We start from the raw sequence: 24,301 nt of genomic DNA on the forward strand, positions 1-24,301 counted from the left end.
TAACCCCTAGGGGGTAGGGGTTGCCGCCCCTGTCGGGTTGTGCCACCATGAGGCCCACGACATACCCCCCAGGGGTACAGAGACCAGGAGGAACGAGCGATGAGCGCCACGACCTACACCGTCGCCGGAATGACCTGCGGCCACTGCGTCAGCTCCGTCCGGGAGGAGGTCGGCCAGATCCCCGGCGTCACGGCCGTGGACGTCGAACTCTCGTCCGGAGCCGTCACCGTCACCAGCGAGGCCCCCCTCGACGAGGCCCAGGTCCGGGCCGCCGTCGAGGAGGCCGGATACGAACTGAAGGCGTGAGATGAACACCGCGACCAGGCTCGGCGCCTATGGCGCCGGGCTGGCCGCCGTCTTCGCCGCCGCCCTCGGGATCGGTGCCCTCACCGGGCCCGTGGGCGCGACCGATGAGAAGGGCGGCGCAAGCCACATGCGGCACGAAACGACCCACGAGACCGGCCACGAGCAAGGCCACGACGCCCTCCCCGGCGGGCTTCAGGCCGAGCAGGACGGCTACACCCTCCGCCCCGAGACGACGAGCGTCCCGGCCCGTCGCACCACCGACTTCCGGTTCACCGTGACCGGCCCGGACGGCGCCCCCGTCACCCGCTACACCCCGCTGCACGGCAAGGACCTGCACTTCATCGTCGTCCGCCGCGACCTGTCGGGCTACCAGCACCTGCACCCGGTGCGGGACGCGAAAGGCGTCTGGTCCGTCCCGCTGACGGCGGGCGACCCGGGCACCTACCGGATCTTCACCGACGTCCGGCCCGCGACCGCGAAGGAGCAGGTCACGCTGGGCACCGACCTCAACGTTCCGGGCGATTTCGGGCCACGTCCGCTGCCGCCGGCCGAGCGCGTCGCCGAGGTGGACGGCTACCGCGTCACGCTGGCCGGCGACCTCGTCCCCGGCCAGGCCAGCCCGCTGACGCTGACCGTCGAGAAGGACGGCCGTCCCATCACCGACCTGGAACCGTATCTGGAGGCGTACGGGCACCTCGTGGCGATCCGCGCGGGCGACCTCGCCTACCTGCACGTCCACCCGATGGGCGAGCCGGGCGACGGAACGACCAGGCCGGGACCGAACATCGAGTTCCACGCGGAGGTCCCCGGCGGCGGAACGTACCGCCTGTTCTTGGACTTCCAGCACGCGGGCAAGGTCCGCACCGCCGAGTTCACCGTCACGGCCCGCTGAGAGGAGGCGACCGATGTCCACGACGGAGCTGTCGATCGGCGGGATGACGTGCGCGTCCTGCGCGAACCGGGTTGAGCGAAAGCTCAACAAGCTCGAAGGCGTCACCGCGACGGTCAACTACGCGACCGAGAAGGCCCGGGTCGAATACCCCGACGGGGTGTCCATGGACGACCTCATCGCCACCGTCGAGCAGGCCGGATACACCGCCGCGCCCCCCGCGCCCCCGCGGACCGAGGACGAGCCGAAGGACGAGCTGGCCCCGCTCCGGCAGCGCCTCGTCACGGCGGTGGTGCTGGCCGTCCCGGTGATCGTGCTGGCGATGGTCCCGGCGCTGCAGTTCCGGAACTGGCAGTGGCTGTCGCTGACGCTGGCCGCGCCCGTCGTCGTCTACGCGGGCTGGCCGTTCCACCGCGCCGCCTGGACGAACCTGCGCCACGGCGCCGCCACGATGGACACGCTCGTCTCGCTCGGGACGCTCGCGGCGTTCGGCTGGTCGCTGTGGGCGCTGTTCATCGGCGACGCGGGCGAACCGGGCATGCGGCACGGCTTCGAGTTCAGCGCGTCCCGCTCGGACGGCTCGTCCAACCTCTACCTGGAGGCGGCGGCGGGCGTCGTCGCCTTCATCCTCGCCGGCCGCTACTTCGAGGCGAGGTCCAAGCGCCGGGCGGGCGCGGCGCTGCGGGCGCTGCTGGAGCTGGGCGCGAAGGACGTGGCGGTCCTGCGGGACGGCCGCGAGGAGCGCATCCCGGTGGACGCGCTCAAGGCCGGCGACGTGTTCGTCGTCCGCCCCGGCGAGAAGATCGCGACCGACGGCGTGGTCGAGGAGGGCTCGTCGGCGGTGGACGCGTCGCTGCTGACCGGCGAGTCCGTCCCGGTCGAGGTCGGGCCGGGCGACACGGTCGCGGGCGCGACGGTCAACGCGGGCGGGCGGCTGCTCGTCCGCGCGACGAAGGTCGGCGCCGACACCCAGCTCGCGCAGATGGCGCGGCTGGTCGAGGAGGCGCAGACCGGCAAGGCGCGCGTGCAGCGGCTCGCCGACCGGATCTCGGGCGTGTTCGTCCCGGTCGTGATCGCGCTGGCCGTCGCCACGCTCGGGTTCTGGCTCGGGACGGGCGGCTCGGCCACCGCCGCGTTCACCGCCGCCGTCGCCGTCCTGATCATCGCGTGCCCGTGCGCGCTGGGCCTCGCGACGCCGACCGCGCTGCTGGTCGGGACGGGCCGGGGCGCCCGCCTCGGCATCCTGATCAAGGGCCCGGAGGCGCTGGAGTCCACGCACGCGATCGACACGGTCGTCCTGGACAAGACGGGCACGGTCACGACGGGCCGGATGGCGCTGGTCGACGTGATCACCGCCGACGGCGTCACCGAGCACGACGCGCTCCGGCTCGCGGGGGCGCTGGAGAACGCGTCCGAGCACCCGATCGCCCGGGCCGTCGCGCGCGCCGCCGCCGAGCGCACCGGCCCGCTCGCGGACGTCGCCGACTTCACCGCGCTCGACGGCCTCGGCGTCCAGGGCGTGGTGGACGGCCACGCGGTGCTCGTCGGACGGCCCCGGCTGCTCGCCGAGTGGGCGCAGCACCTCCCGCCGGACCTGGAGAAGGCGATGAACGAGGCCCGCGAGCAGGGCCGCACGGCCGTCGCGGTCGGCTGGGACGGCGCGGCGCGCGCGGTCCTGACCGTCGCCGACCAGGTCAAGCCGACGTCGGCGGAGGCCGTCGCGCGGCTGCGGGACCTCGGGCTGCGGCCGGTGCTGCTCACCGGCGACGACGCGGCCGTGGCGCGGGCCGTCGCGGACGCGGTCGGCATCGACGAGGTGATCGCCGAGGTCCTGCCGCAGGACAAGGTGGACGTCGTGAAGCGCCTCCAGGCCGAGGGCCGCCGCGTCGCGATGGTCGGGGACGGCGTGAACGACGCCGCCGCGCTCGCCCAGGCCGACCTCGGGCTCGCGATGGGCACCGGGACGGACGTGGCGATCGAGGCGTCCGACCTCACGCTCGTCCGGGGGGACCTGCGGGCGGCGGCGGACGCGATCCGCCTCTCCCGCCGGACACTGCGGACGATCCGGGGCAACCTGTTCTGGGCGTTCGCCTACAACGTCGCCGCGCTGCCGCTGGCCGCGACGGGCCTGCTCACGCCGATGATCGCGGGCGGCGCGATGGCGTTCTCGTCGGTGTTCGTGGTGAGCAACAGCCTGCGCCTGCGCAACTTCAAGGCGCTGTGATCCGGCTGCGGGAGGGCGGCGCGGCCCTCCCGCAGCCGCGGCCCGTCAGCGGGGACGGGGAATCGGCGTGTCGGGCGGCAGTGCCCTGACCTGCACGCTCCGGCACTCGGGGCAGGTCCGGTCGACCCACGGCGGCTGGCTGGCGACGCCGTCCAGGCTCCACGCGACCGACGATCCCGCCGGCCCGTCGCTGTGCCGGGCCTCGAAGTCCTGTTCCCACTGGTGGGAGCACGTGACGCAGTGAAACCGCCACGTCTCCGTACTGACATGGACGTCCCGGATGGACATGAGCATCCCTGTTCTTCAAGAGAAAACCGAAAGAGACAGTCGGAACCGCGAGAAAGCGGACTCCGCGGGACGCTCTAGATCCGGGACACCCGGAGTGTGATGAGCAGCCGCGCGCCGGGCGCACGGTCGCCCCGGCGGGCGGCGTGGTCCAGCGCGTAGGCCGGATGCGTGGCGAGCCCGGCCACCAGCCGGCGGACGAGCGCCGCGCCGTCGAACGGGGCGCGCGGCAGGAGCGGCCGGCGGACGCGCTGCCGGTCCGGCGCGGACTCGGCGCGGGCGGTGGCCGGGCCGGCGGCGGCCGTGGCGACGGGGCCGTCGGACGGCCCGTCCGCCTCCTGGACGAACGGGACGCCCGGCAGCGCCAGGGCCAGGACGAGCAGCAGCGCCCCGGCCGCCGTGCGGAGACGGCGGCGGGCGAGGACGGCCCGGGCGCGCATGCCACGGAACTTACCTCACACTCCGTCGCCGAATAATGACGATGAGTGAGAAAAGCGGGTGCTGCGACAGTTCCGTTTCCCTGCCCCGCCGGTCAGTCCGCGAGCATCCGGGGCGTGTAGTGGTCGTCCAGCCAGGCGCTCTGCAGGACGATCGCCACCATCTCCGCATAATGCTCGCGGATCACCGTCCGTACGCGCTCGTCCTTGTAGAGGCGCCCGCACGCCTGGCACGGATGCGCGTACCGGCCCTCCCAGTCGATGGACGGGTCCTTCTCCGCCGCCCACGCGAGCACGCGCTCGGGCCCGAAGTAGTGCAGCCACAGCTTGAGGAAGTCCTCCTCGCCGGCGGTGACGGCGCGGTCGAGGAAGTCGCCGCCGTCGGCCGTCGCGGTGTTCAGCTCGGGGATCGTCCGCAGGCCGAGGCCGCAGCAGACGCCGACCCGTCCGTCCGCCTGGACCGTGTAGGTCTGGAGGACGTGGTCGCAGCCGCGCCGGGCGGGCAGCGTGGCGGCGTCGGCGGTGGACCCGGCGGGGTAGTCGGCCGTTTCGTCCGGGTCCAGGGGCATCCAGGCGCTCTCGTGCGTCCGGACGAGCGCGGCGTCCGCGCCGAGCGCCCTGACGAGCGGGTGCTCCCGGATCGTCGCGGCCGTCACCGCGCGCTCCCGCCGCAACTCGACCATGACGACGACCGGCAGACCGAGCCGGACCGCTTCGACCGACGCGTTGACGACCCGCTCGACCGGGACGAACCGGACGTGCTCGTCGCCGGTGCTGTAGTTGATCTCGTCCAGGCCCGCGTCCCGGAGGAGACGCAGCCGGTCGCGCGCACGCTCCGGCGTCGCGGCCCAGTGCGCGTTGGTGACGAGCCGCGTCGGCAGCCCGAGCGCACGGGCGTGGGACAGCCCGGCGAGCAGGTCGCGCCACCGCAGCGTCGCCTCGCCGCCGGTGAACACGACGTTCGCGAACCCGAGCCGGTGCGCCTGCGTGATCGCCGACAGGATCACGTCGAGGGAGATGCGCTCCCGGACGCGCGGGCTGCTGAGCGTCCCGCAGTCGGCGCAGGCCGCCGTGCAGGTGAACGTCGGCATGATCGACAGCGTCTTGCGCGCGCCGACGAGGCTCGCGGCGGTCATCGCGCACCGAGCCGGAGCCCGGCGGGGTCGATGCGCGGCCCGTCGCCGCAGTCCACGCCGCGCGTGCTGAAGGTGGCGGTGATGCCGGTGCTGGACGAGATCCGGCTGGTCGAGCCCGTCGTGACGGAGTGGACCGTCGTCGCCTCGGGGACGTCGGCGGTCCGCAGGTCGGCCCGCCGCCCCGGGGACCGCAGCGCGGCGACGAACCGCGCGTTGCCGGTGGACGTCCGCTGCGCCCGGTCCCAGCCGAGTTCGGCGGCGAGGACGGCGGCCGGGTCGTCGAGGAAGCGGGCCTCCCGTGCGGGGTCGGCGGCGAGCCGGGCGAAGAGGGCGATGAGGTCCGCGCGCGTGATCGAGTTCAGGACGAGAGGTGCCGGCATCGGTGCGCCTTCCGCGAGAGCGATGCGGCCGGAAATGGCCGTACCGCCCACCCTAAGTTCACGCGCCGGGCTGCGGGGAAAGCGATGTCTTATCGCTGGGATAAGGAACCCTCATTATGGAACTCCGGCATCTCCGTTCGTTTCTCGCCGTCATGGGGGAACGGAACTTCACTCGGGCCGCGCGGTCGCTGCACCTCACCCAGCCCGCCCTCAGCCAGCACATCCGGGCGCTGGAGCGCGAGGTCGGCGGGCCGCTGTTCGTCCGCGACAGCCGCCGCGTCGTCCCGACCGCCGCCGGCGAGGCCCTCGAACAGCCGGCCCGGGAGGTGCTGCGGTCGGCGGCGCGGGCCCTCGACCTGGCGCGGGCCGCCGCGGGCGGCGAGCAGGGGACGCTGCGGGTCGGGCTGTTCGCCGGCGGCGCGGCCGAGCTGACGGCGCCGATCCTGGAGGCGTTCGCGGCGCGGCACCCGGCCGTCCGGATCGCGCTGGCCGATCTCCCGCCGCACCGCGCCGAGCCCGCCGTGCGGAGCGGCCGGGTCGACGTGGCTCTTCTCCGGCTGCCCGTCGACCTCGAATTCCTGCGCGCGACGACCTTGTTCGAGGAACCGCGCGTGCTGGCGGTCGCGCGGCGGCATCGTTTCGCCGACGACGGCGAGATCACGATCCCGTCCTATCTGGACCTGCCCGCCCCCACCATTCCCGAGGAAATGCCGCGTCACTTCCAGAACTTCTGGCTCATGAACGACCACCGCAACGGCGAGCCGGCGCGTTTCCTCGGGGAACGGCTGGAGACCGTCAACGAGGCGCTGCACTTCGCGCTGACCGCGCCGGACGGCTGCCTCTCCGTCGCCGCGTCGATCCAGCGCACCCTGAACATCGGCGGGCTGGTCTACCTGCCGATCGTCGGCGCGGAGCCGTGCGCGGTGGCCGTCGTCAGCCGCCGCGACGACGACGCCGACCTCATCACCGACTTCCACCGGACCGCCCGCGCGGTCAGCACCGAACTCATCGACCTGGTGCCGTACGCGTCCCTGCCGAGTCAGCGGACGTCGTAGCGCATGGTGTCCACCGCGCCGAACCCCAGCAGGCGGCGTAGGTAGGGCGTGCGGACGGTGTCGACGGTCCGGAACCCGAACCGCTCGTACAGGGCCTTGGCGCGCGGATTCGTATCCACGACCTCCAGTTTCACGCGGTGCCGTCCGCGGGTGCGCGCTTCGTCCGCGACCGCACTGAGCAGCGTCGTACCGACGCCGAGCCCGCGCGCGTCCGGGGACACCGCGAGGACGTCGAGCAGCAGCTCGTCCGCGCCCGGCGGCCGGGACGTCACGAAGTAGCTGAGCAGCCGCCGCCAGGCCCCGCGCAGCAGCCCGAACTCGCGCCGGAACCCGGTGCGGTCCAGGCGCAGCGGCGGTTCGGGGCCGTCCTGGAGGCAGGCGATGCCGACGAGCCGGTCGCCGTCCCACGCGCCCATGACCTGGGCGGGGACCAGCGCGTCCGCGAGCACGCCGACCGTCCGCCCGCCGCCGACGACGGGCGCGAGCTTGCGCCTGAAGCCCGCCCAGTAGAGCCGCGCGGCGTCGGTGCGCGCGGACTCCGGCAGGCCCATCCGGGTGATCACGGACGCCCCCTACCCGGCGGCGGGTCAGGTTGGAACGTCCCAGAAGGCCAGTTCGTGGCGCATCCCGTCCAGGAACAGCCGCTCGGCCCGGACGGGGTCGGGCGCGGCCTCGTCGATCATCTGCCCGATCCGCCGGGCCAGCGCGGCGAACGCCGGATCGGCGTAGGTGTCGACCCAGCGGCGGAAGCGCGGCTCCGCCGGCGGGTGAGCGGCCAGCAGCGCACCGAGCCGGGAATATCCCCACATGCACGGATACAGCGCGGCCAGCCCGTCGCCGTAGTCGGCGGCGGCGTCCAGCAGGAACGTCGTGTAGGCGGCGCAGGCGGGTCCGGGGCGCGCGCCGTCCAAGTCGGCGCCGAACGCGCCGGACAGCGAGCGGTGCAGGGCCAGTTCGTCGTGGAACGTCGCGTGCGCGAGGTCCACCAGGTCGCCGAGGTGCGCGGACGGCGCCCGCCAGGCGAGCCGGGAGAACACGCGCACGTAGTCCAGCAGGAACAGGTAGTCCTGTTCGAGCCAGGAGCGGAAGACCGCCGCGTCCAGATCGCGCCCCGGGCGATCCCGGCGACGGTGGGGTGGCGCAGTTGCTCCTCGACCAGCGGACGGCCGAGTTCCTCCAGACGGGCGGCAAGACTCATGCCCCCAAAATAGGTCGAACCCCGTCCGAGCCGAGGCCCGGACGGGGTCCGCCGCCGATGCGCCGGGTCGCCTCTCGGCGAAAAGCTCAACGCGGCTCCTGCCGGACGGACGCGGATCGCGCCGCCCGCGGTATTCCGCGAAGGCGGTAGGTGAGGCCCGGGGACACCGAACGCATCGACACCAGTTGTAACAGGTACGGCCCCCGGGATTGTTCCCCACCGCGAAAACGACCACCGATCTTCTGCTCCGCGCACGTCTGGCGCACCGCCCGAAGGAGCGCATAGCGTGGGCCGACCACCCCCGGAGAGGATCACCGATGAGAATCGACCGCGGCCGGATCGCCGCGCTGGCGCTGGTCTCGGCGCTGGCGCTCGGGCTCACCGCGTGTGGCGGCGACGACAAGGACGGCAAGCCCTCGGCCGGGGCGTCCCTGCCCCCCGTGTCGGGCGCGCCGTCGCCGGGCGGGTCCACCGGGACGCCGGACGGCGCCGCTCCCGGCACCGGCGGGGCGCCGGACGGCCGGCCCACCGGCACGCCGCGCGCGGGCGGGACGCCGAGCGGCCTGCCCTCGATCCCGACCCCGAAGGCGGTCTCGCAGTTCACGGCCTGCATGAAGCGGCACGGCATCAACGTCTCGCCGCGCCAGACGGCTCCCCCGACGGCCGACCAGAACAAGCTGCGCGCCGCGACGCTCGCCTGCGTCAAGTACCTGCGCAGCCCCCAGTAACTGGGACGAACCGGACGCCCCGTTCCCGCACCGGGAGCGGGGCTTCGTCGTGTCGGGCGTCACAGGAGCTTGACCTCAAGATTAGTTGAGGTCTCATCGTGGGTCGCAGCGGCCGGGGAACCGGCCGCGATGACCGCACGATCTTGGAGTTCCCATGACCGACCGACCGCTCAACCTTTCGATCATCGTCGGCAGCAGCCGCGAGGGCCGCTTCGGCCCGACGATCGCCCAATGGTTCGAGGCGAAGGCGCGCGAGCGCGCCGAACTGGCCGTCCACGTGGTCGACACCGCCGAGACCCGGCTGCCCGCGACGCTCGGCGCGCCCGCGACGCATCCGAGCGCCGCCGAGGCGACCGCGACGCTGGCCGAGTCCGACGCGTTCGTCGTCGTCACGCCCGAGTACAACCACAGCTACCCCGGCACGTTGAAGAACCTGATCGACTCCCACTACGAGCAGTGGCAGGCCAAGCCGGTCGGTTTCGTGTCGTACGGGGGCGTGTCGGGCGGACTGCGGGCCGTGGAGCACCTGCGGGCCGTGTTCGCCGAGCTGCACGCCGTCGGGATCCGCGACACCGTCAGTTTCCACAACCCCTGGGGCCACGTTGACGGCACCGGCGCGCTGACCGGTCCGCCGGGGGCCGACGTCGCCGCGTCCGTGCTGCTCGACCGGCTGACCTGGTGGGGGACGGCCCTGCGCGACGCCCGGACCGTCCGTCCGTACGCGGGGTGAGCGCCGTGACCACCGCCACCACCGCTCCGGCGCGCGCCGCGACGCGCAACCCGGTGACGATCGCGCTCGTGCTGGTGCTGGGCTCCGTCATGGTCGCCCTGGACCAGACCGTCGTGAACGTCGCGCTGAACCATCTGTCCGTCACGTTCGACGCGCCGCTCGCCACGCTCCAGTGGGTCGCGACGGGGTACTCGCTGGCGCTCGGCGCGGTCGTCCCCGTCTCGGCCTGGGCGGCCGGACGTTTCGGGGCCAAACGCCTCTATCTCCTCGCCATCGTCGCGTTCACGCTGGGCTCGCTGCTCGCCGGTTCCGCGTGGAACATCCAGTCCCTGATCGCGTTCCGCGTGCTCCAGGGCCTCGGCGGCGGGCTGATCATGCCGGTCGGCATGACGATCCTGCTGCGCGCCGCCGGGCCCGACCGGCTCGGCCGGCTGATGAGCCTGCTCGGGCTCGCGATCCTCGTCGGGCCGCTCGGCGGGCCGGTGCTCGGCGGCTACCTCGTGGACGACGTGTCCTGGCGCTGGATGTTCTTCCTCAACGCGCCGATCGGGCTGGCCGTCCTCGCGCTGGCCGGACGGATCTTCCCCGCCGACGTCCGGGAGGAGCGCCGTCCGCTGGACGTCCCCGGCCTGCTCCTGCTGTCGCCCGGCCTCGCCGCGCTGATCTACGGCGTGACGGCGGCGGGCGAGGAGGGCGGGTTCGCGGCGGCGAAGGTGCTCGTCCCGCTGCTCGCGGGCGCGGCGCTGGTCGCCGGGTTCGTCCGGCGGGCGCTGCGGACGCCGCATCCGCTCGTCGACCTGCGGCTGCTGCGCCACCGGTCGTTCGCCGCCGCCACCGGGACGCTGACGCTGTTCTCCGCGGGCTACTTCGGCTCGATGCTGCTGCTGCCGCTGTATCTGCAGGTCGTCCGGGGGGAGAGCGCGACGCGGGCCGGGCTGCTCGGGATCCCGTTCGCGCTCGCGTCCGGGCTGACGATGCAGGTCGCGGGACGGATCATCGACCGCGTCCCGCCCGGCCGGTACCTGCCGTGCTCGATCCTCGTGGCGTTCACCGGCTTCGGTCTGTTCACGCTCCAGCTCAGCGCCGACGCGCCCTACTGGGCGCTGTGCGCGACGATGCTGCTGATGGGGGCGGGCGGCGGCGGGACGATGATGCCCCTGGTCACCGTCGCGACCCGCGACCTGGCGCGCGAGCAGACGCCGAGCGGCAGCACGCTGGTCAACCTCGTCATCACGACGATGGGCGCGGCCGGGACGGCGGTGTCGTCGGTCGTCCTCGCGGCGCGACTCCCGGTCGCGGGCGGGCTCCAGGCCGTCCACCGGCTGAGCGCCGACGCGCACGCGGCGCTGGCGCCCGCGCTGGCGGACGCGTTCCAGCGCACCTATCTACCGGCGGCCGGGCTGATCCTGGCCGCGCTGGTCCCGGCGCTGCTGCTCTCCCGCCGGAAGTGAGCAACCCACCGGCACGCACGCCCGCGGGCGTGCGTGCCGGACGCGGTCAGCCGACGGGCATGGTCTCCCGCAGCTGCTCGGCCGCCTCGGACGACTTGCGGTACGGCGCCTCGTCGCCCCACTGCTCCTCCAGGCGCAGCGCGGCGCCGAGCGCGAAGAACGTGGGCGCCCACTGGCCGACGAACAGGCCCCAGTGGTCGGCGCGGTTGACGTCCTGCCGGGCGCGGGACACCAGCCACGAAATCACGGACACGCCGATGGAACCGAACCCGGCCGTGTACATCATCTGCGAGGACAGACCTGACTTGCGCAGCGCGCTGAGCATGGGGAACCCCCTTCTAGGCGATGATCTTCCGGCTTCTGCCCGGACGGGGTTCGCGTCATGTTCCGACGGCCGCCAGCAAACGGCAAAGGCTCGGGCGCCCCGGAAAATGCGTTGCCTCGGGAACGTCGCGTGACGCATCCTCTTCCTGCGCGGCCCGGAGCAATTCCGGGCGGCGCGAGCAGGGCGTACCCGCGCCCGTCGCCCTAATAGCTCAATGGACAGAGTACCGGTCTACGGAACCGGGGATCCAGGTTCGACTCCTGGTTGGGGTACCGGCGGAAATGCCGAGCGCGCGATAGGGGAGTTCGGCCGTCCCCGCGGGTCTCATAAGCCCGAGATCGCCGGTTCGAATCCGGCTCGCGCGTCATAGGATGCGGATCGTGCGGCACCTGAAACGGGAATTGCTCGGTCCGGACTTCGACGTCGATCCCTATCCCGCCTATCACCGCCTCCGCGCGGAGGCCCCCGTCCACCGGGTGCGGATCCGGGACGGCCTGTCCTGCTGGTGGATCTCCCGGTACGACGACGCGCGCGCCGCGCTGGCCGACCCCCGGCTGAGCCGCGACCCCCGCGTCGCCGTGGCGGCCTGGCGCGCCGCGGACCGCGGCCGGCGGCTGGAGGACGAGGCCGCGCTCGACGTCCACCTGCTGACCCGGGAACCGCCCGAGCACACCCGGCTGCGCGGCCTGATCTCCGGCGCGTTCTCGACCCGGCGGGTGGACGCGCTGCGCCCGCGCGTCCAGGAGATCGCCGACGCGCTGGTGGACGCGTTCGCCGCGCGCGGCACGGCCGACGTCGTCGGCGAGTTCGCCTATCCGCTCGCGGCGGCGGTGATCGGCGAGATCCTCGGCGTTCCGGCCGGTGACCTGGGGCTGTTCCGGCAGTGGACGTCCAACGCCGTCCCCGGCGCGCCCGCGCCCGCGCCCGGCGACTACCTGCGCGACCTGCTGCACGCCAAGCGCCGCACCCCCGGCGACGACCTGATCAGCGCGCTCGCCCGCAGCGACGCCGACGAGGCCGAGCTGCTGTCGATGATCTTCCTGCTCGTGATCGCGGGGCACGAGGGCAGCGTGGCGCTGCTCGGCAACGCGCTCATCGCGTTGCTCACCCACCCCGACCAGCTCGACCTCGTCCGCGCCGACCCGTCGCTCGTGGACGCGGCGATCGAGGAGGTCCTGCGCTACGACGGCCCGATGGAGGTCGCGGCGTGGCGGTTCGCGACCGAGGACGTGGAGATCGGCGGCACGGTCGTCCCGGCCGGGGAGCCGGTCGTGATCTCGCTCGCCGCCGCGCACCGCGACCCCGCCCGCTACCCCGACCCGGACGCGTTCCGCATCACCCGCGACGACGCGCCCCATCTCGGGTTCGGCCGGGGCGTCCACTACTGCACCGGCGCGCGCCTGGCCCGGCTGGAGGGCGCGATCGGGCTCGCGACGCTGCTGCGCCTGCCCGACCTGGCGCTCGCCGCGCCCGTCGCGGACCTGCCCCGGCAGCCGAGCTTCGTCGTCCGCGGCCTGCACGCCCTCCCGGTGACGTTCACACCACGAACGTGACCTCCGGACAGGACGGCGACGGACCTGATCCCGCGCGGGCCGGACGTCCACGGATCGCGCCGGGCGCGGTCAGGGCTTGCGGGCCAGGCCGCCGTAGGACCAGACCTTCGTGACGTCGCCCGCGTCGGGGCCGTCCGGGCGCCAGAGCGGGAGCGGGACCAGGCCGGGGTCGAGCAGGTCCAGGCCGGTGAAGAAGCGCAGGATGTCCGCGCGGTCGCGGGGCAGCAGCGTGATGCCGCCCTGCGCCGCCGCCGTCGAGACGCCGACGGCCTTCTCCGGCGCGAGGTCGGCGCCGAGGTGGGAGATCGCGAGCAGGCTGCCGGGCGCGGCCGGGCCGAGGAAGCGGCCGACGATCCCGGCCGGGTCCGCCTCGTTCGGCAGGTGGTGCAGGATCGCGACCATCAGCACCGCCACCGGACGCGAGAAGTCCACGAGCGCGCGGAACTTGGGGTCGTCCAGGATCGCGTCCGGGTCGCGCAGGTCCGCCTCGATGATCGCGGTCGTGGCGCCGGCCGGGAGCAGCGCGCGGGCGTGCGCGGAGACGATCGGGTCGTTGTCCACGTAGACGACGGTGGCGTCCGGCGCGACGGCCTGCGCCACCTCGTGGACGTTCGGGCTGGTCGGGATGCCCGTCCCGAGGTCCACGAACTGCCGGACCCCGGCCCGCGCCGCCTCGGTGACGACCCGGCGCAGGAACGCGCGGTTGGCCAGCGCGATGTCGCGGACCTCGGGCGACCGCTCGATGCCCGCCGCGGCGGCGGCGCGGTCGGCGGCGAAGTTGTCCTTGCCGCCGAGCAGGGCGTCGTAGACGCGGGCCGGGTGCGGGCGGTCCGTCCGCAGGTCCACCTGGGGCCGCTCGTCCGCCATCGGGCACCTCCGTCGTCTCGGCCGATCCGCCTCAGCCTAGACACTTCGGACGTCCTGCGGTGCTGGAACGTTCCCGCGCGGCTCAGGGCTGGCCGGAGTCGCTGTACCGGCCGCCGTCGCTGCTGTTCCAGGCCCGTCCGTTGATCATTTCGGAGACGAAGTCGATGTCGGTCTGGATCCGCCAGGTGATGTCCGTCCAGCTCCCCATCACGAACGTCATGTTGTACGGACCCTCGGCGGGCGAGTTGAGGAAGCGCGGCGCCACCGACCGGAAGTAGCGGTCGACCTCCTTCGGCAGCTTGGACGGGCTGTCGGTCAACAGCAGCGGCGCGTGGAACCCGAGGTGCGACAGCGGCGCGGACGCCACCGCGCTCTGCCAGTCGTGCCGGTTGACCAGCGTGAACCCGTGGCCCGGCCCGGTGATCCCCCAGCCGACCATGCCCATCGGGTCGTACATCTTGGCGAACGAGACGGCCGTGTTGACCGGCGTGTTCTTCGGCGGCGCGTTGAACAGGACGCCGTCGTCGGACGTCACCCGCGACACCGCGCCGTACTCGGCGAGCTGCTTCACCACGGCGGGCGAGACCTGGTCGGGGCCGCCGAAGACGTAGATCGTCCCGTGCATGCCCCGGCGCTTGAGCGCGTCGATCGTGGCGTCCGGGAGGCGGTTCTTGTCCACCCACAGCAGGCCGGTGGGCATGTGCGACACCCAGTGCGTCGCGGGCAGGACGTACTGCCACGCGTTCGTCGCGCCGATCATCACGTTCTGCATCCCGTTGCCGCCGCTGCTGGCGCTGGTGCCCATCTGCGGGACGCCCGTGTCCGGGTTCTCGATGCTTCCGTACAACTTGTCGATGTTGTCGGCGAGGCTGTAGACGTCCCGCCCGGTGACGCTGGTGAACTTCACGCCGATCGCCGCCAGCTGCCGCTTCACCTCCGGGTTCGCCGCCGCGCCGACGAGGAACGCGTCCACGTCGCCGTGCCGTTCGATGCCGGTGTCGCCGAGTCGCTTGATCTCGTTGAGCGTGACGCGCGGGACGCCGTGCCGCGTCACGTAGAGGATCGGTGCGTCGTTCGGGAAGTGGATGAGCGGGGTGGCGCTGATGGCGGTGAGCGGGTCGTCCGGGGTGACGAGCGTGACGCCCCACGGACGGTCCGGGACGTTGTCGTTCTCCCCCCGCCGGTTCAGCGGGCGCTCGGCGGGCCACACGTGCTGCGTGACGGACACCGCCTTCTGGAACGGGTCCGCGCCCCACAGCCGCGTCGTGGTCTTGGTCGCGTAGGCGGGCGCCAGCGTGGGCTCGCCGGGCGGCGGCGGGGGGATGACGGGCCGGCCCTGTGGCATCCCGAATGGATAGAGGTTCTTGTCCACTTTCGCTGTGGACGGCTTGGTGGCGCCCGCGACGGGGCCGTCCGCGCGGGTGGCGTTCCCGGCGGCGAACGCGGCCACCGTGATCAGCCCGGCCGCGAGGAACGGCAGGCCGCGTCGTACTGGAATCCTGGGCACGGGCAGGTCCCTCGGGGTCGGATTGGCGCGGGGTTCCACGCCCGGTCGGCCACGAAGAGTAGCAATCCGGTCACGGATTCTTTCGTGACCGGACGCGAAGGGAACGCCAAATGCCGTCCCGGATTCAGTTCGCCGCCCAGCGCGATCCGGATTTGTTATTTCGTCCCTGATGTCACGATCGGGAAGCGGTAGCGGGTCTGGCTGTACGGCGCTTTGCCGAACGCGAGGATCTTGGTCGGGGCGACGCCGAAGACCAGCGCGAACCGTCCGTCGGCGCCCCGGAAGCCGTCCTCGGTGGGCTCGAAGGGCCAGTCCAGCCGCTCGTCCCACAGCGCCGCCAGCTCGCGGATGCGCTCCCTGCCCGTCACGCGCGCGGCCAAGCCCTCGACGACGACGTCCAGCCCGGAGCGCAACCGGTTCGTGCCGGTCGTGAGGACGCAGCGGGCGTCGTGCTCCAGGTTCTTCGCCTTCTGCTCGTCAGGGCCGACGCAGAAGTGCAGGCTGCCGTGCAGCCAGATCGCCGGGAGCGGCGTGACGTGCGGGCGGCCGTCGCGGCGCACGGTCGACAGCCAGAACATTTCCGGCCGCGTGAGCACGTCCACCACGTCCGACCAGGGGCGCGGCGCGACGCCCGGCTCGCTGAAGCCCTCGTTCAACTCGGCGACCGGCTCGATCTCGGCCATGGGATCTCCTTCCATCTCGCATGTACCGACCCGCGCGGTTACCGAAACTCGTCGCCTAGCCTGGCGCGCATGGCTCCGCGCACGCGCCGGCCCCGTCCCGGCACGCCCGGCCGGTCCCCGCTGTCCCGGCTCCCGGACGGACGGCCCGCCGACGTCTACAGCGCCCCCTGCCCGTCCCGCGCCGCGCTCGACCGCATCGCCGACAAGTGGACCGCGCTGATCGTCGGCGCGCTCGCCCCCGGCACGCTGCGGTTCTCCGAGCTGCGCGCGGTGATCGACGGCATCAGCGACAAGATGCTCACGCAGACGCTGCGGAGCCTGGAACGGGACGGGCTGGTGGCCCGGCGGACGCACCCGACCGTCCCGCCGCGCGTCGAGTACCGGCTGACCGAGCTGGGCCTGACGCTGGAGGAACCGCTCGCCGCCGTCCGGGACTGGGCCGAGCGGCATATCAACGCGGTGGAGTCGGCCCGGCTGGAGTACGACCGGACGCACTTGCAAGTGCGTTCTTCCTCCTAGCTCCTCACTCTCCGATAGTGAGTGACGAAGCGAAGGAGAGTGCCCCCATGGTCCAGCCCGCCGCCCGAGCCGCCGTCCGGCTCGGCGACACCACCGTCACGTTTCTGCCCGATGGTCATGCCCGTGTCGTCCCGGCCGCCGCGTTCCCCGCGAGCGGGCCGGACGGCTGGGCGCGCCACGCCGCCTACCTCGATCCGGACGGGCGGCTACCGATCAGCATCGGTTCGTTCCTCGTCCGTACGCCCGGCCGCGCGATCCTCGTGGACCTCGGCCTCGGCGCGGTGGACTTCGCCGTCCCCGGGCTGGCGTCGTTCCGGGGCGGCGCGCTGCTGGACGCGCTCGCCGCCGAGGGGCTGCGTCCGGACGAGATCGACACCGTCGTCTACACGCACCTGCACCACGACCACGTCGGCTGGACGAGCCGCGACGGGCGGCTGACGTTCGAGAACGCGCGGCATCTCGTCGCGGCGGACGAGTGGAAGCGGTGGCACGGGACGTCCGAGGCGATCGGCCCCGATCCGGACGCCGTGCAGGCCCCGCTCGCCGACCGGATCGCCTTCGTGGCCGACGGCGAGGACATCGCGCCCGGCCTGCGCGTCCTCGCCACGCCGGGCCACACGCCGGGGCACCTCAGCCTCGTCGTCACCGGCGGCGACCGGCGGCTGATCATCCTGGGCGACGTGATGCACTGCCAGGTCCAGGTGTCCGAATCCGCCTGGGCCTTCCGGTTCGACGACGATCCGGAGCAGGCCGCCGCCACCCGGGAGCGCCTGCTGCGCGAGCTGGAGGACGAGCGGACGCTCGTCGCGGGCGGCCACTTCGCCGGGACGGTGTTCGGGCGCGTCCTGCCCCCGGTCGCCCGGCGGGCGTTCGGCGCGCTGACGGCCGCATAGAGTGAGGCGGTGCGGGCCGGTGATCTTGGGGCGATCCTGCGGGGACGCGACTTCCGCCGCCTCTACGCGACGCGGCTGACGTCCCAGCTCACCGACGGCGTCTTCCAGGTCGCGCTCGCCGGATACGTCTTCTTCTCGCCCGAGCGGCAGGCGTCGCCCGGCGAGGCCGCCGCCGCGTTCGCCGTGACGCTGTTGCCTTACTCAGTGCTCGGCCCGTTCGTCGGGGTGTTCATCGACCGGTGGCGGCGGCGCCGCATCCTGATCTGGGCGCCGGTGGTGCGCGCCGCGCTCCTGCTGCTCGTGGCGGCGCTCGTCGGGACGGGCCACGACGGTCCGTTGTTCTTCCTGCTCGTCCTGGTCGTGCTCGGGGTGAACCGGTTCTTCCTGGCGGCGCTGTCGGCGGCGTTGCCGCAGGTCGTGGCGCGTCCGCACCTGGTGACGGCGAACGCGTTCGCGGTGACGTCCGGGACGGTCGTCGCGTTCGCCGGGGCCGGGGTCGGCTACGGGCTGCGGGGGCTCGCGGGCGGCGGCGCGCGCGGCACGGCTTTGCTGCTCGTGGCCGCCGCGGGGCTGTTCGCGCTGGCCGGGCTGGTCGCGTCCCGGCTGCCGCGCGGCCCGCTCGGCCGGGCGGACGGCGCGGCGCTCGCGAACGTCCTGCGGGGCCTGGCGGACGGCGCGCGGCACGTCGCGGATCGTCGTCCGGCCGTGCTGGCGCTGGCCGCCATCTCGGTGCATCGCCTGTTGTACGGCGTGGTCCTGATGATGACGTTGCTGCTGTGCCGGGAGCGTTTCGCCAACGGCGACGCGGACGCGGGACTAACGGTCTTCGCAACAATGCTGGCCGTCTCCGGCGCGGGCTACTTCGTCGCGGCGGTCATCACGCCACCGATCGTCCGGCGAATAAGCAAGCCGGTGTGGACCGCACTGCTGCTGTCCGCCGGCGGGGTAGCGCTCGCCGTTCTCGGGCCGCCGTTCGCCTCCGTCCCGTGGGCGGTGGGCGCGTTCCTGCTGGGCGTGGTGTCGCAGGGCGTGAAGCTGTGCACGGACACGACGTTGCAGGAGTCGATCGAGGACGCCTACCGGGGACGGGTCTTCACCCTTTACGACATGCTCTTCAACGCGGTCTTCGCCGCCTCGGCCGCCGTGACCGCCGCCTGCCTGCACGGGGACGGGGCGTCTTTGCCCGTCCTGACGGGCGTCGTCGCGGCTTATCTGGCCTCGGCCGCCGTCTTCCGGCTCGGTTCTCGCGCGCCCGCGCCCGTCTAGGAGACGGCCTCCAGCGGCAGGCCGCTACCGCGCCAGACGTCCGCCAGCTCCTGCAGCGGCACGTCGAGCGCCTCGCCGAGGCGGACGATCGTGCCGAAGCCCGGGGAGGGCAGCCGACCCGTCTCGATCTTGCGCAGGGTCTCGGGGGAGATGCCGGCCGCGTCCGCGACGTCCGCGAGGTCGCGGCCCGCCCGGGCGAGGCGCAGCAGGGCGCCGAGCCGACGGCCGGCTTCGATCTGTTCGGGCGTGAGCGGGTGGCGGACCATGGCGCTCAGCGTACAGCTGGTATTTCTATACCGTCAAGCGGTACGGTATAGAAATACCACCCATTCCGTGTAGCCGAGGGTCATCGTGATCGAACTGAAGACGCCCGCCGAAATCGAGCATATGCACGTCACCGGGCGGTTCGTCGCCGACGTGCTGTCGGAGGTCGGACGGCTCGCCGACGTCGGCGTGAACCTGCTGGACCTGGAACACCACGTGCGCGGCATGATCAAACAGCGCGGGGCGGAGTCCTGTTACTGGGACTACTCGCCGTCGTTCGGGCGCGGTCCGTTCCGCAACGTCATCTGCCTGTCGGTGAACGACGCCGTCCTGCACGGGCTGCCGCACGACTACACGCTGCGCGACGGGGACGTCCTCAGCGCGGACTTCGCCGTCGGCATCGACGGCTGGGTCGCCGACTCGGCGCGCACGGTCATCGTCGGCACGCCCGACCCGGAGGACCAGCGGATCGTCCGCGCCACGGAGGACGCGCTGGCGGCGGCGATCGACGCGGCCCGCCCGGGCAATCGCCTAGGCGACATTTCCGCCGCGATCGGTGCGGTGGCCCACGCGTACGGATACCCGGTCAACACCGAGTTCGGCGGGCACGGGCTGGGCCGGACGATGCACGAGGACCCGCACGTCCCCAACATGGGCCGCGCCGGACGGGGCCTGAAACTCCGCCCCGGCCTGACCCTGGCGCTGGAACCGTGGTTCGCCCGCACCACCGACCGCATCGTCTACGACCCGGACGGCTGGACGATCCGCTCCGCCGACGGCTCCCGCACCGCCCACTCCGAGCACACCGTCGCGATCACCGAGGACGGCCCGCTCGTCCTCACCGCCCGCTAGCGCCGGACCCGGGCGAGGACGGCCCGCCGCAGCTCCCCGTAGGCGGCGTCCAGGTCGAGGTCCGGGTCGACGAGGTGCTGCTGGGCGATGCCGCGCAGCGCGCCGAGCAGCCAGCCGGCCAGGCCGTCCGGGTCCACGTCGTCCGGGACGGTGCCCGCGGCCTTGGCGAGGCCGACCAGCTCGGCGATGCGTCCGCGCACCCGCCGGTTCAGCGCGGCGAACGCGTCCCGGACGGCCGGGTTCGGCCCGATCGCCTCGGCCATCAGGTGGTGGTGGAGCGCGAACATCATCGGCTGCTCGGCCAGCAGGCGGCGGTGCGCGCCGAAACCGGCGTCGGTCAGGGCCTCCGGCGACGTCGCGGCGCGTTCCAGCTCGGGCAGCAGCATGTGCTCTTCCCACTCCTCCACCACGTGCCGGACGATCGCCAGGAGCAGGGCCTCTTTGGAGCCGAAGTGGAAGTTGACCGCCGCGCGGCTCTGGCCGGCGTGGGCGCCGATGTCAGCGACGGAGGTGGCGTGGTAGCCGCGCTCGGCGAACAGGGCGATGGCCGCGTCCATGAGCTCCCGGCGGGACGCCGCCGACCGCTCCGCCTGGCTGGGCACCTGCTCTCCTCCGCTCGGGGAACCGTGCCGGTGAACTTATCGCGCTTGACGGGGCGGACGTTGTGGATCACGCTTACTAAGCGAACGTTTAGCAAGTTTCGCCCCCCGCCTCCGGAGGCTCACGTGCACGTTCCGCGCCCAGCGCGCTCGCTCTCGGTCTTCTTCGCGGCGGTTCTGCTGCTGGCCCTCGCCGCACCGTCCGCCCGCGCCACCCCGGTCCTTCCGCACCCGAACTCGCACGGCATCACGCTGGACAGCCTCACCGAGGTGAACGGCGATCCGCGGATGCTGGACGCCGTCGTCAGCACGGCGGCGATCTTCGAGCCCGTCCATGTGCGCATCTACTTGCCGTCCACGTACAACAACACCGGCGACACGACCCGCTACGACTCCCTGTACCTGCTGCACGGCGCGAACGACCCGCTGGACGGCGCGCTGCCCTGGGCGGACACCTCCCCCGACTCCGGGCAGATCGCGACGACGCTGGCGACCAGCGGCAGCCCGTTCAACGGGATCGTGGTGATGCCGGACGGCGGCAAGTCCGGCTTCTACACGGACTGGACGAAGGGCGACAAGGGCGGACGCCGTCCGCTGTGGGAGACATTCCACATTCAGCAGCTTATTCCGTGGATCGACGACAACTTCCGGACGTCCGCCGACCGCATGCACCGCACCGTCGCCGGCCTCTCCATGGGCGGATTCGGCGCACTCAGCTACGCGGCCCGCCACCCGGACCTGTTCTCGGCCGTCGGAGCGTTCTCGCCGCCGTCCAATATCCGCACCGACATAGGAGCACGCGAGGTCGTCGTAGCGAACAACCTCACGCTGATCTCCGGCTCGGCGATCACCGCCGCCGAGCAGCCGGTGAACGGCGGCGACGGCAGCTACCTGGCCGCCGACATCAAGGACGTCTTCGGCGACCCGGAGACCACCTGGACGAGGCTCAACCCCTTGGACCTCGTCTCTGTCTACAAGGCCCAGAACATCAAGCTCGCGCTCTACTCCGGCAGCGGCCTCGACGCCGCGCACGGCCTGGACCTTCTCGAAGCAGCCGTGAAAGGCCAGTCGGACACCTTCCACGGCGCGCTCAACAACGAGGGCTTCGCCCACCGCTACTGCCAGGGAACCGGCACCCACCACTGGGAGTACTGGCGAGCGGACCTGAAGGACTTCCTGAACTACCGCTACGGCACCACCCCCGCCACCTGCCCGAACGGCTGGGGCGCCCCCAAGCCCTAGCCCTGCGGACGATCGCCGCCCGCCACGGCCGGAAGGGCTCCCGCGTCCTTCACCTTCCGGCCGTGGCGGGCGGACGGCCCGCCGGGAAGTCCGGGCCACGCGGCCGGACCCCGGCGGGCCGGAGAATCAGGTCACGGTGCCCTGCGCGTTGTACGCCGACTGGACCGCGGTGTCGAAATACGACGCGTTGTCGTAGCCGAGGAAATCGACGGTACTCGTCACGCCGTCGAGTACGCCGAGTCCCGTGCCGGCGTCGAAGTTCATCATCCACGGGCCGCCGCTGGCTCCGGCGTTGAACTTGCAGCCGATCGTGATCGTGTAGTTCCCGCCGTCGGACGTGGTGCCCTCGCACCACCGCTGGATCTCGCCGCCGTGGAAGTCCACCGGATAACCGAAAACGGTCACCTTGACCTCCTTCGGCTGGTTCCACGCCAGACCGTTACCGCCGACCGCGTCGACGAGCTTCCTGCCGTCGGCGTTCGGCGCGGTGGTCACGAAGCCGATGTCCCGCATCTTGTCGCTGCTGGTGATCCACGAGCTGAACGTGGCGAACGACTTCGCGACAAAAGTGCCGTACGGCTCCGACCCGTAGTAGTACTTCGGCTTGAACATCCAGTTTCTCACCCAGGTGCCGCCCGCTCCCTCATGGATGCAGTGGGCGGCGGTGACGACGAGCTGTTTGGACGGGCTGTTGACGGCGCTCGCCGAGCAGACGCGCTTCTCACTTTTCGAATTGAGGAAGAACACCTTGCCGACGACGGGCGACTCCAGGAGGGACGCCTTGACATCGCCGTTCCCCGTGGGCTTGGCGGGCGGTGAGAAGCCCGGCTTCCCGGTCGGCGCCGTGCCGGCCAACAGCCTCCCGGCCGGTGCCTTCGCGACGGGGACGGGACGGGCGGCCTTCATCCGCGCGGCCGTCCAGTAGGCCCTGACCTTCTTCACGGCGGCGGCGCTGTTCACCGGCCTCCCGTCCGAGAGCCGGGCCGTGCTCGTCACGGTCCGTGCCGCGCCGCCCGGCGCCGCCCCCGCCTCCGCGCCGGGCGCCACCGCCGCAGCGAGCACCCCCGCCATGACCGCCGCCCCCAACACCCGGACCGGTCTCCGCAACCAGTTGATCTTTGTCATGGGGCGCAACGCTAGGAACCCCGGATAAGAGCAACTTAAGCGCTGGTGACCACCCGACCACACTCAGCAACAACACCCGGCCCGCTTCGTGCTCCGACCAAGTCGCCGAACCCGGGTCGGCCTCCCCCTCCTCGAACTCCCCGCACCGACCGGCTGACCGGGACCGGTGCCGTGTCGTATTCGGCTGTGTCGTATTCGGAATCCCCAACGGCCTGGAGATTTGCTGATCGGCATGGCCCGAAGTGCTATCGGCTCGGGGCTGTGTGCGGGTCGTGTTCGGTCCCGCCTCGCACCTGGTAGACGCCGGGCGTCACCTCCTGCGAGCGGCCGGCGATCAGCTCGCGCAGGTCGGGCGGCCAGCGGGTGTGCTCATCCCACATCACCCCGTCCAGGGCCGCCAGGTCGGTCAATCGGATGCCGGTCAGGTCGGCGCCGGAGGCGTTCACCGGCAGCGCCATCAGGTCGCGTGCGCGCCCGCGGGCGTGGTCGCGGGCGCGGATAAGAGAGTTGGCGAGGGTGCGGGCGAGGGTGCGGGCGCGGGCGCTGTCGAGGACGCTGGTGAAGTCGCGGGCGCGAGCGCGGTCGAGGGCGCTGGCGAGTGCGAGGGCGAGGTCGCTGGCTTGGCCGCGGGCGCGGTCGAGGGCGCGGGCGCGGGCGCGGTCGTAGTCGAGGGTGCGGTCGAGAGCGCTGGCGAGGTCGCGGGCGAGGTCGAGGGCATTTTCAAGGGTGAGGACGCTGCCGAGGGCGAGGGCCCTGCCAAGGGTGCTGACGAGGGCGCGGTCGAGGGCGCGGGCGCGGTCGAGGGCGCTGTCGAGTTCGCGGCCGAGGGTAAGAGCGTGGTCGCGGTTGCGGATTTGGTCGGCGGCCTTTGCTGCACGGAGTGCAGAGGTGTCGGCGTCACCGGAGGTGGGCTGGGCCGGGTCCGCCGGGGCGCTGGCGGGGGTGTCGTCGAGCAGGGCGGTCAGTGCGGCGGCCGGGTCAGCATGTGTGCGCACATGGTCGAGCAACTGGGCATCGCCGGCGGCGAGGGCGGCGTCCAACTCGGTGTCGGTGAGGTCGGTGTCGGTGGGCTCGTTGTCCGGTGGGGACGGGCCGTTGGAGTTGGTCATCGCCCTTGCCTCCCTTCGTAGCCGGTCGTGTCGGTGCCGTCTGCGAGGGCCGCTGGTCGTTCCGGCGGAGCAGGCAGGTGCTTCTTGAGGGTACGGCGGGCCTTTTTGAGCAGGTCCCAGACCCGCTGCTCGGAAACGTCCAAGTGCGCAGCGATCACGGGAGTGGGGATGTCATCCAGGGTGAAGGCCAGTGCCGTCCGCGCGTCTTGATCCAGTAGCCGCAGCGCGGCCACCAGGTCGCGGGCCTGGCCGGTGATCTCGGCGTGACCCGGGCCGGGTGCGGGCGCCTCGGGGAGCTGCAGGACCGGGACCTGCCTCCGATCAAAGGTCCGATGATGTCGCAGCGCCACCGTGCGGATCCAGGCGCGTGGCTGGGTGATCTGCTCCCACCGGCCGTTCTGCACCGTCCGCCAGCCCTGCACGAACGCGTGCTGAGCACAGTCCTGGGCATCGTGCAGGCCCGCGCCATCGCGCATCACGAACCGCACCACCAGGTGGAACTCGGCGTCGAAGAAGTCCAGGAAGTCCTGCCGCATCGCCGCCATCCTGGCGTCCACGCCTGCGCCGCCGCCGGCCCGGTCGGGCCCGCGGCGGCGCGCGGCCTCGCGATCCTGGCCATCACTCATCACACCGGCCCGGTGAAGCCGTGTCCCGCCGACCGCGCAATCGGCCGTCCAC

The 24,301-nt window shown here is 72.7% G+C and carries 27 protein-coding genes, 2 tRNA genes and 1 pseudogene; 15 read left to right on the top strand and 15 right to left on the bottom strand.

Annotation, left to right across the window (positions count from 1 at the left end):
* Positions 1-99 precede the first annotated feature (99 nt).
* From GQ466_RS15170 to GQ466_RS15180, 3 genes are read left to right on the top strand one after another with little or no spacing between them, the layout of a single operon-like run.
* Positions 100-306: a heavy-metal-associated domain-containing protein gene (locus GQ466_RS15170; protein WP_161103479.1), complete on the top strand. Its 207-nt coding sequence runs from the start codon at positions 100-102 to the stop codon at positions 304-306.
* A gap of 1 nt (position 307) precedes the next feature.
* Positions 308-1,198 (top strand): hypothetical protein, encoded by an 891-nt coding sequence (locus tag GQ466_RS15175; RefSeq protein ID WP_161103480.1) that lies wholly within the window; start codon positions 308-310, stop codon positions 1,196-1,198.
* 13 nt (positions 1,199-1,211) lie between these two features.
* On the top strand, positions 1,212-3,419 hold the full coding sequence (locus GQ466_RS15180) for a heavy metal translocating P-type ATPase (protein ID WP_161103481.1): 2,208 nt from the start codon (positions 1,212-1,214) through the stop codon (positions 3,417-3,419).
* Positions 3,420-3,464: 45 nt separating this feature from the next.
* On the opposite strand, the gene GQ466_RS15185 is transcribed toward GQ466_RS15180, so the two are convergent.
* The 4 genes from GQ466_RS15185 to GQ466_RS15200 all read right to left on the bottom strand — a co-directional run bounded on the left by GQ466_RS15185 (position 3,465) and on the right by GQ466_RS15200 (position 5,657).
* A complete protein-coding gene (locus tag GQ466_RS15185) occupies positions 3,465-3,707 on the bottom strand; it encodes a hypothetical protein (protein ID WP_237417878.1) in 243 nt (80 codons plus the stop codon).
* Positions 3,708-3,781: 74 nt separating this feature from the next.
* The gene (locus GQ466_RS15190; protein WP_161103483.1) at positions 3,782-4,144 is read right to left on the bottom strand and encodes a hypothetical protein; all 363 of its coding nucleotides are present in this window, start codon (positions 4,142-4,144) and stop codon (positions 3,782-3,784) included.
* Between the two features lie 92 nt (positions 4,145-4,236).
* Positions 4,237-5,277, bottom strand: a complete 1,041-nt coding sequence (locus GQ466_RS15195; RefSeq protein WP_161103484.1) for a radical SAM protein — start codon at positions 5,275-5,277, stop codon at positions 4,237-4,239.
* Entirely contained in the window at positions 5,274-5,657 is a 384-nt protein-coding gene (locus GQ466_RS15200; protein ID WP_161103485.1) for a hypothetical protein, read from the bottom strand. The genes GQ466_RS15195 and GQ466_RS15200 overlap by 4 nt, the downstream gene beginning before the upstream one ends.
* A gap of 116 nt (positions 5,658-5,773) precedes the next feature.
* Here GQ466_RS15200 and GQ466_RS15205 point away from each other — a divergent pair, with 116 nt between their 5' ends.
* Positions 5,774-6,712 (top strand): LysR family transcriptional regulator, encoded by a 939-nt coding sequence (locus tag GQ466_RS15205; RefSeq protein WP_272917986.1) that lies wholly within the window; start codon positions 5,774-5,776, stop codon positions 6,710-6,712.
* On the opposite strand, the gene GQ466_RS15210 is transcribed toward GQ466_RS15205, so the two are convergent.
* Together GQ466_RS15210 and GQ466_RS15215 are read right to left on the bottom strand one after the other, a co-directional pair.
* Positions 6,697-7,275 carry a GNAT family N-acetyltransferase gene (locus GQ466_RS15210; RefSeq protein WP_161103487.1) on the bottom strand — a complete coding sequence of 193 codons (579 nt, stop codon included), beginning with the start codon at positions 7,273-7,275 and terminating at the stop codon, positions 6,697-6,699. The two genes, GQ466_RS15205 and GQ466_RS15210, sit on opposite strands and share 16 nt — an antisense overlap.
* A gap of 24 nt (positions 7,276-7,299) precedes the next feature.
* Positions 7,300-7,910, bottom strand: a pseudogene (locus tag GQ466_RS15215) (TenA family protein).
* 317 nt (positions 7,911-8,227) lie between these two features.
* Between GQ466_RS15215 and GQ466_RS15220 the strand changes: the two are divergent.
* From GQ466_RS15220 to GQ466_RS15230, 3 genes are all read left to right on the top strand, one after another.
* Positions 8,228-8,638: a hypothetical protein gene (locus GQ466_RS15220; protein WP_161103488.1), complete on the top strand. Its 411-nt coding sequence runs from the start codon at positions 8,228-8,230 to the stop codon at positions 8,636-8,638.
* Between the two features lie 154 nt (positions 8,639-8,792).
* Positions 8,793-9,368: an NADPH-dependent FMN reductase gene (locus GQ466_RS15225; protein WP_161103489.1), complete on the top strand. Its 576-nt coding sequence runs from the start codon at positions 8,793-8,795 to the stop codon at positions 9,366-9,368.
* A 5-nt stretch (positions 9,369-9,373) separates the two neighbouring features.
* Entirely contained in the window at positions 9,374-10,819 is a 1,446-nt protein-coding gene (locus GQ466_RS15230; protein ID WP_161103490.1) for a DHA2 family efflux MFS transporter permease subunit, read from the top strand.
* A gap of 46 nt (positions 10,820-10,865) precedes the next feature.
* On the opposite strand, the gene GQ466_RS15235 is transcribed toward GQ466_RS15230, so the two are convergent.
* Positions 10,866-11,144 (bottom strand): hypothetical protein, encoded by a 279-nt coding sequence (locus GQ466_RS15235; protein WP_161103491.1) that lies wholly within the window; start codon positions 11,142-11,144, stop codon positions 10,866-10,868.
* Between the two features lie 200 nt (positions 11,145-11,344).
* Between GQ466_RS15235 and GQ466_RS15240 the strand changes: the two genes are divergently transcribed.
* From GQ466_RS15240 to GQ466_RS15250, 3 genes are all read left to right on the top strand, one after another.
* Positions 11,345-11,416 (top strand) — tRNA-Arg (locus tag GQ466_RS15240).
* Positions 11,417-11,433: 17 nt separating this feature from the next.
* Positions 11,434-11,509, top strand: a tRNA-Met gene (locus GQ466_RS15245).
* 15 nt (positions 11,510-11,524) lie between these two features.
* Positions 11,525-12,697 carry a cytochrome P450 family protein gene (locus tag GQ466_RS15250; protein ID WP_202420442.1) on the top strand — a complete coding sequence of 391 codons (1,173 nt, stop codon included), beginning with the start codon at positions 11,525-11,527 and terminating at the stop codon, positions 12,695-12,697.
* A 69-nt stretch (positions 12,698-12,766) separates the two neighbouring features.
* Here GQ466_RS15250 and GQ466_RS15255 read toward each other — a convergent pair whose 3' ends face one another.
* From GQ466_RS15255 to GQ466_RS15265, 3 genes are all read right to left on the bottom strand, one after another.
* On the bottom strand, positions 12,767-13,564 hold the full coding sequence (locus GQ466_RS15255; RefSeq protein ID WP_161103493.1) for an SAM-dependent methyltransferase: 798 nt from the start codon (positions 13,562-13,564) through the stop codon (positions 12,767-12,769).
* A gap of 82 nt (positions 13,565-13,646) precedes the next feature.
* Positions 13,647-15,071 carry a hypothetical protein gene (locus GQ466_RS15260; protein ID WP_161103494.1) on the bottom strand — a complete coding sequence of 475 codons (1,425 nt, stop codon included), beginning with the start codon at positions 15,069-15,071 and terminating at the stop codon, positions 13,647-13,649.
* Positions 15,072-15,226: 155 nt separating this feature from the next.
* Complete coding sequence (locus GQ466_RS15265; protein WP_161103495.1) at positions 15,227-15,754, bottom strand: pyridoxamine 5'-phosphate oxidase family protein; 528 nt, start codon at positions 15,752-15,754, stop codon at positions 15,227-15,229.
* Positions 15,755-15,823: 69 nt separating this feature from the next.
* On the opposite strand from GQ466_RS15265, the gene GQ466_RS15270 reads away from it, so the two are divergent.
* Genes GQ466_RS15270 through GQ466_RS15280 form a run of 3 tightly spaced genes read left to right on the top strand, consistent with a single transcriptional unit; the run spans position 15,824 to position 18,432 of the window.
* Positions 15,824-16,273 carry a winged helix-turn-helix transcriptional regulator gene (locus GQ466_RS15270; RefSeq protein WP_161103496.1) on the top strand — a complete coding sequence of 150 codons (450 nt, stop codon included), beginning with the start codon at positions 15,824-15,826 and terminating at the stop codon, positions 16,271-16,273.
* Positions 16,274-16,320: 47 nt separating this feature from the next.
* A complete protein-coding gene (locus GQ466_RS15275) occupies positions 16,321-17,166 on the top strand; it encodes an MBL fold metallo-hydrolase (protein WP_161103497.1) in 846 nt (281 codons plus the stop codon).
* 9 nt (positions 17,167-17,175) lie between these two features.
* On the top strand, positions 17,176-18,432 hold the full coding sequence (locus GQ466_RS15280) for an MFS transporter (RefSeq protein WP_161103498.1): 1,257 nt from the start codon (positions 17,176-17,178) through the stop codon (positions 18,430-18,432).
* Here the strand turns inward: GQ466_RS15280 and GQ466_RS15285 are convergent.
* Positions 18,429-18,698 (bottom strand): helix-turn-helix transcriptional regulator, encoded by a 270-nt coding sequence (locus tag GQ466_RS15285; RefSeq protein WP_161103499.1) that lies wholly within the window; start codon positions 18,696-18,698, stop codon positions 18,429-18,431. The two genes, GQ466_RS15280 and GQ466_RS15285, sit on opposite strands and share 4 nt — an antisense overlap.
* 85 nt (positions 18,699-18,783) lie before the next feature.
* On the opposite strand from GQ466_RS15285, the gene map reads away from it, so the two are divergent.
* A complete protein-coding gene (gene map / locus GQ466_RS15290) occupies positions 18,784-19,548 on the top strand; it encodes a type I methionyl aminopeptidase (protein ID WP_161103500.1) in 765 nt (254 codons plus the stop codon).
* Here map and GQ466_RS15295 read toward each other — a convergent pair.
* Positions 19,545-20,150 carry a TetR family transcriptional regulator gene (locus tag GQ466_RS15295; RefSeq protein WP_161103501.1) on the bottom strand — a complete coding sequence of 202 codons (606 nt, stop codon included), beginning with the start codon at positions 20,148-20,150 and terminating at the stop codon, positions 19,545-19,547. The two genes, map and GQ466_RS15295, sit on opposite strands and share 4 nt — an antisense overlap.
* 123 nt (positions 20,151-20,273) lie before the next feature.
* Here GQ466_RS15295 and GQ466_RS15300 point away from each other — a divergent pair, with 123 nt between their 5' ends.
* Positions 20,274-21,389, top strand: coding sequence for an alpha/beta hydrolase-fold protein (locus GQ466_RS15300; RefSeq protein ID WP_161103502.1), 1,116 nt, complete (start codon positions 20,274-20,276; stop codon positions 21,387-21,389).
* A gap of 126 nt (positions 21,390-21,515) precedes the next feature.
* On the opposite strand, the gene GQ466_RS15305 is transcribed toward GQ466_RS15300, so the two are convergent.
* The 3 genes from GQ466_RS15305 to GQ466_RS15315 all read right to left on the bottom strand — a co-directional run bounded on the left by GQ466_RS15305 (position 21,516) and on the right by GQ466_RS15315 (position 24,249).
* The gene (locus tag GQ466_RS15305) at positions 21,516-22,514 is read right to left on the bottom strand and encodes a trypsin-like serine peptidase (protein ID WP_161103503.1); all 999 of its coding nucleotides are present in this window, start codon (positions 22,512-22,514) and stop codon (positions 21,516-21,518) included.
* 245 nt (positions 22,515-22,759) lie between these two features.
* Entirely contained in the window at positions 22,760-23,623 is an 864-nt protein-coding gene (locus GQ466_RS15310; protein ID WP_161103504.1) for a hypothetical protein, read from the bottom strand.
* Positions 23,620-24,249, bottom strand: coding sequence for a sigma-70 family RNA polymerase sigma factor (locus GQ466_RS15315; RefSeq protein ID WP_161103505.1), 630 nt, complete (start codon positions 24,247-24,249; stop codon positions 23,620-23,622). The genes GQ466_RS15310 and GQ466_RS15315 overlap by 4 nt, the downstream gene beginning before the upstream one ends.
* Between the last annotated feature and the right edge of the window lie 52 nt (positions 24,250-24,301).

It is taken from the genome of Actinomadura rayongensis (genome assembly GCF_009831215.1).
In the GTDB taxonomy this organism is placed as follows: domain Bacteria; phylum Actinomycetota; class Actinomycetes; order Streptosporangiales; family Streptosporangiaceae; genus Spirillospora; species Spirillospora rayongensis.

Excerpts from the sequence above, each read along its gene's own strand:
- GQ466_RS15205 (WP_272917986.1), top strand. The coding sequence starts at position 5,774 with ATGGAACTCCGGCATCTCCGTTCGTTTCTCGCCGTCATGGGGGAACGG.
- GQ466_RS15170 (WP_161103479.1), top strand. The coding sequence starts at position 100 with ATGAGCGCCACGACCTACACCGTCGCCGGAATGACCTGCGGCCACTGC.
- GQ466_RS15190 (WP_161103483.1), bottom strand. The coding sequence starts at position 4,144 with ATGCGCGCCCGGGCCGTCCTCGCCCGCCGCCGTCTCCGCACGGCGGCC.
- GQ466_RS15275 (WP_161103497.1), top strand. The coding sequence starts at position 16,321 with ATGGTCCAGCCCGCCGCCCGAGCCGCCGTCCGGCTCGGCGACACCACC.
- GQ466_RS15285 (WP_161103499.1), bottom strand. The coding sequence starts at position 18,698 with ATGGTCCGCCACCCGCTCACGCCCGAACAGATCGAAGCCGGCCGTCGG.
- GQ466_RS15265 (WP_161103495.1), bottom strand. The coding sequence starts at position 15,754 with ATGGCCGAGATCGAGCCGGTCGCCGAGTTGAACGAGGGCTTCAGCGAG.
- GQ466_RS15305 (WP_161103503.1), bottom strand. The coding sequence starts at position 22,514 with ATGACAAAGATCAACTGGTTGCGGAGACCGGTCCGGGTGTTGGGGGCG.
- GQ466_RS15185 (WP_237417878.1), bottom strand. The coding sequence starts at position 3,707 with ATGTCCATCCGGGACGTCCATGTCAGTACGGAGACGTGGCGGTTTCAC.
- GQ466_RS15310 (WP_161103504.1), bottom strand. The coding sequence starts at position 23,623 with ATGACCAACTCCAACGGCCCGTCCCCACCGGACAACGAGCCCACCGAC.
- GQ466_RS15235 (WP_161103491.1), bottom strand. The coding sequence starts at position 11,144 with ATGCTCAGCGCGCTGCGCAAGTCAGGTCTGTCCTCGCAGATGATGTAC.
- GQ466_RS15220 (WP_161103488.1), top strand. The coding sequence starts at position 8,228 with ATGAGAATCGACCGCGGCCGGATCGCCGCGCTGGCGCTGGTCTCGGCG.
- GQ466_RS15225 (WP_161103489.1), top strand. The coding sequence starts at position 8,793 with ATGACCGACCGACCGCTCAACCTTTCGATCATCGTCGGCAGCAGCCGC.
- GQ466_RS15315 (WP_161103505.1), bottom strand. The coding sequence starts at position 24,249 with ATGAGTGATGGCCAGGATCGCGAGGCCGCGCGCCGCCGCGGGCCCGAC.
- GQ466_RS15255 (WP_161103493.1), bottom strand. The coding sequence starts at position 13,564 with ATGGCGGACGAGCGGCCCCAGGTGGACCTGCGGACGGACCGCCCGCAC.
- GQ466_RS15200 (WP_161103485.1), bottom strand. The coding sequence starts at position 5,657 with ATGCCGGCACCTCTCGTCCTGAACTCGATCACGCGCGCGGACCTCATC.
- GQ466_RS15195 (WP_161103484.1), bottom strand. The coding sequence starts at position 5,277 with ATGACCGCCGCGAGCCTCGTCGGCGCGCGCAAGACGCTGTCGATCATG.
- GQ466_RS15175 (WP_161103480.1), top strand. The coding sequence starts at position 308 with ATGAACACCGCGACCAGGCTCGGCGCCTATGGCGCCGGGCTGGCCGCC.
- GQ466_RS15180 (WP_161103481.1), top strand. The coding sequence starts at position 1,212 with ATGTCCACGACGGAGCTGTCGATCGGCGGGATGACGTGCGCGTCCTGC.
- GQ466_RS15270 (WP_161103496.1), top strand. The coding sequence starts at position 15,824 with ATGGCTCCGCGCACGCGCCGGCCCCGTCCCGGCACGCCCGGCCGGTCC.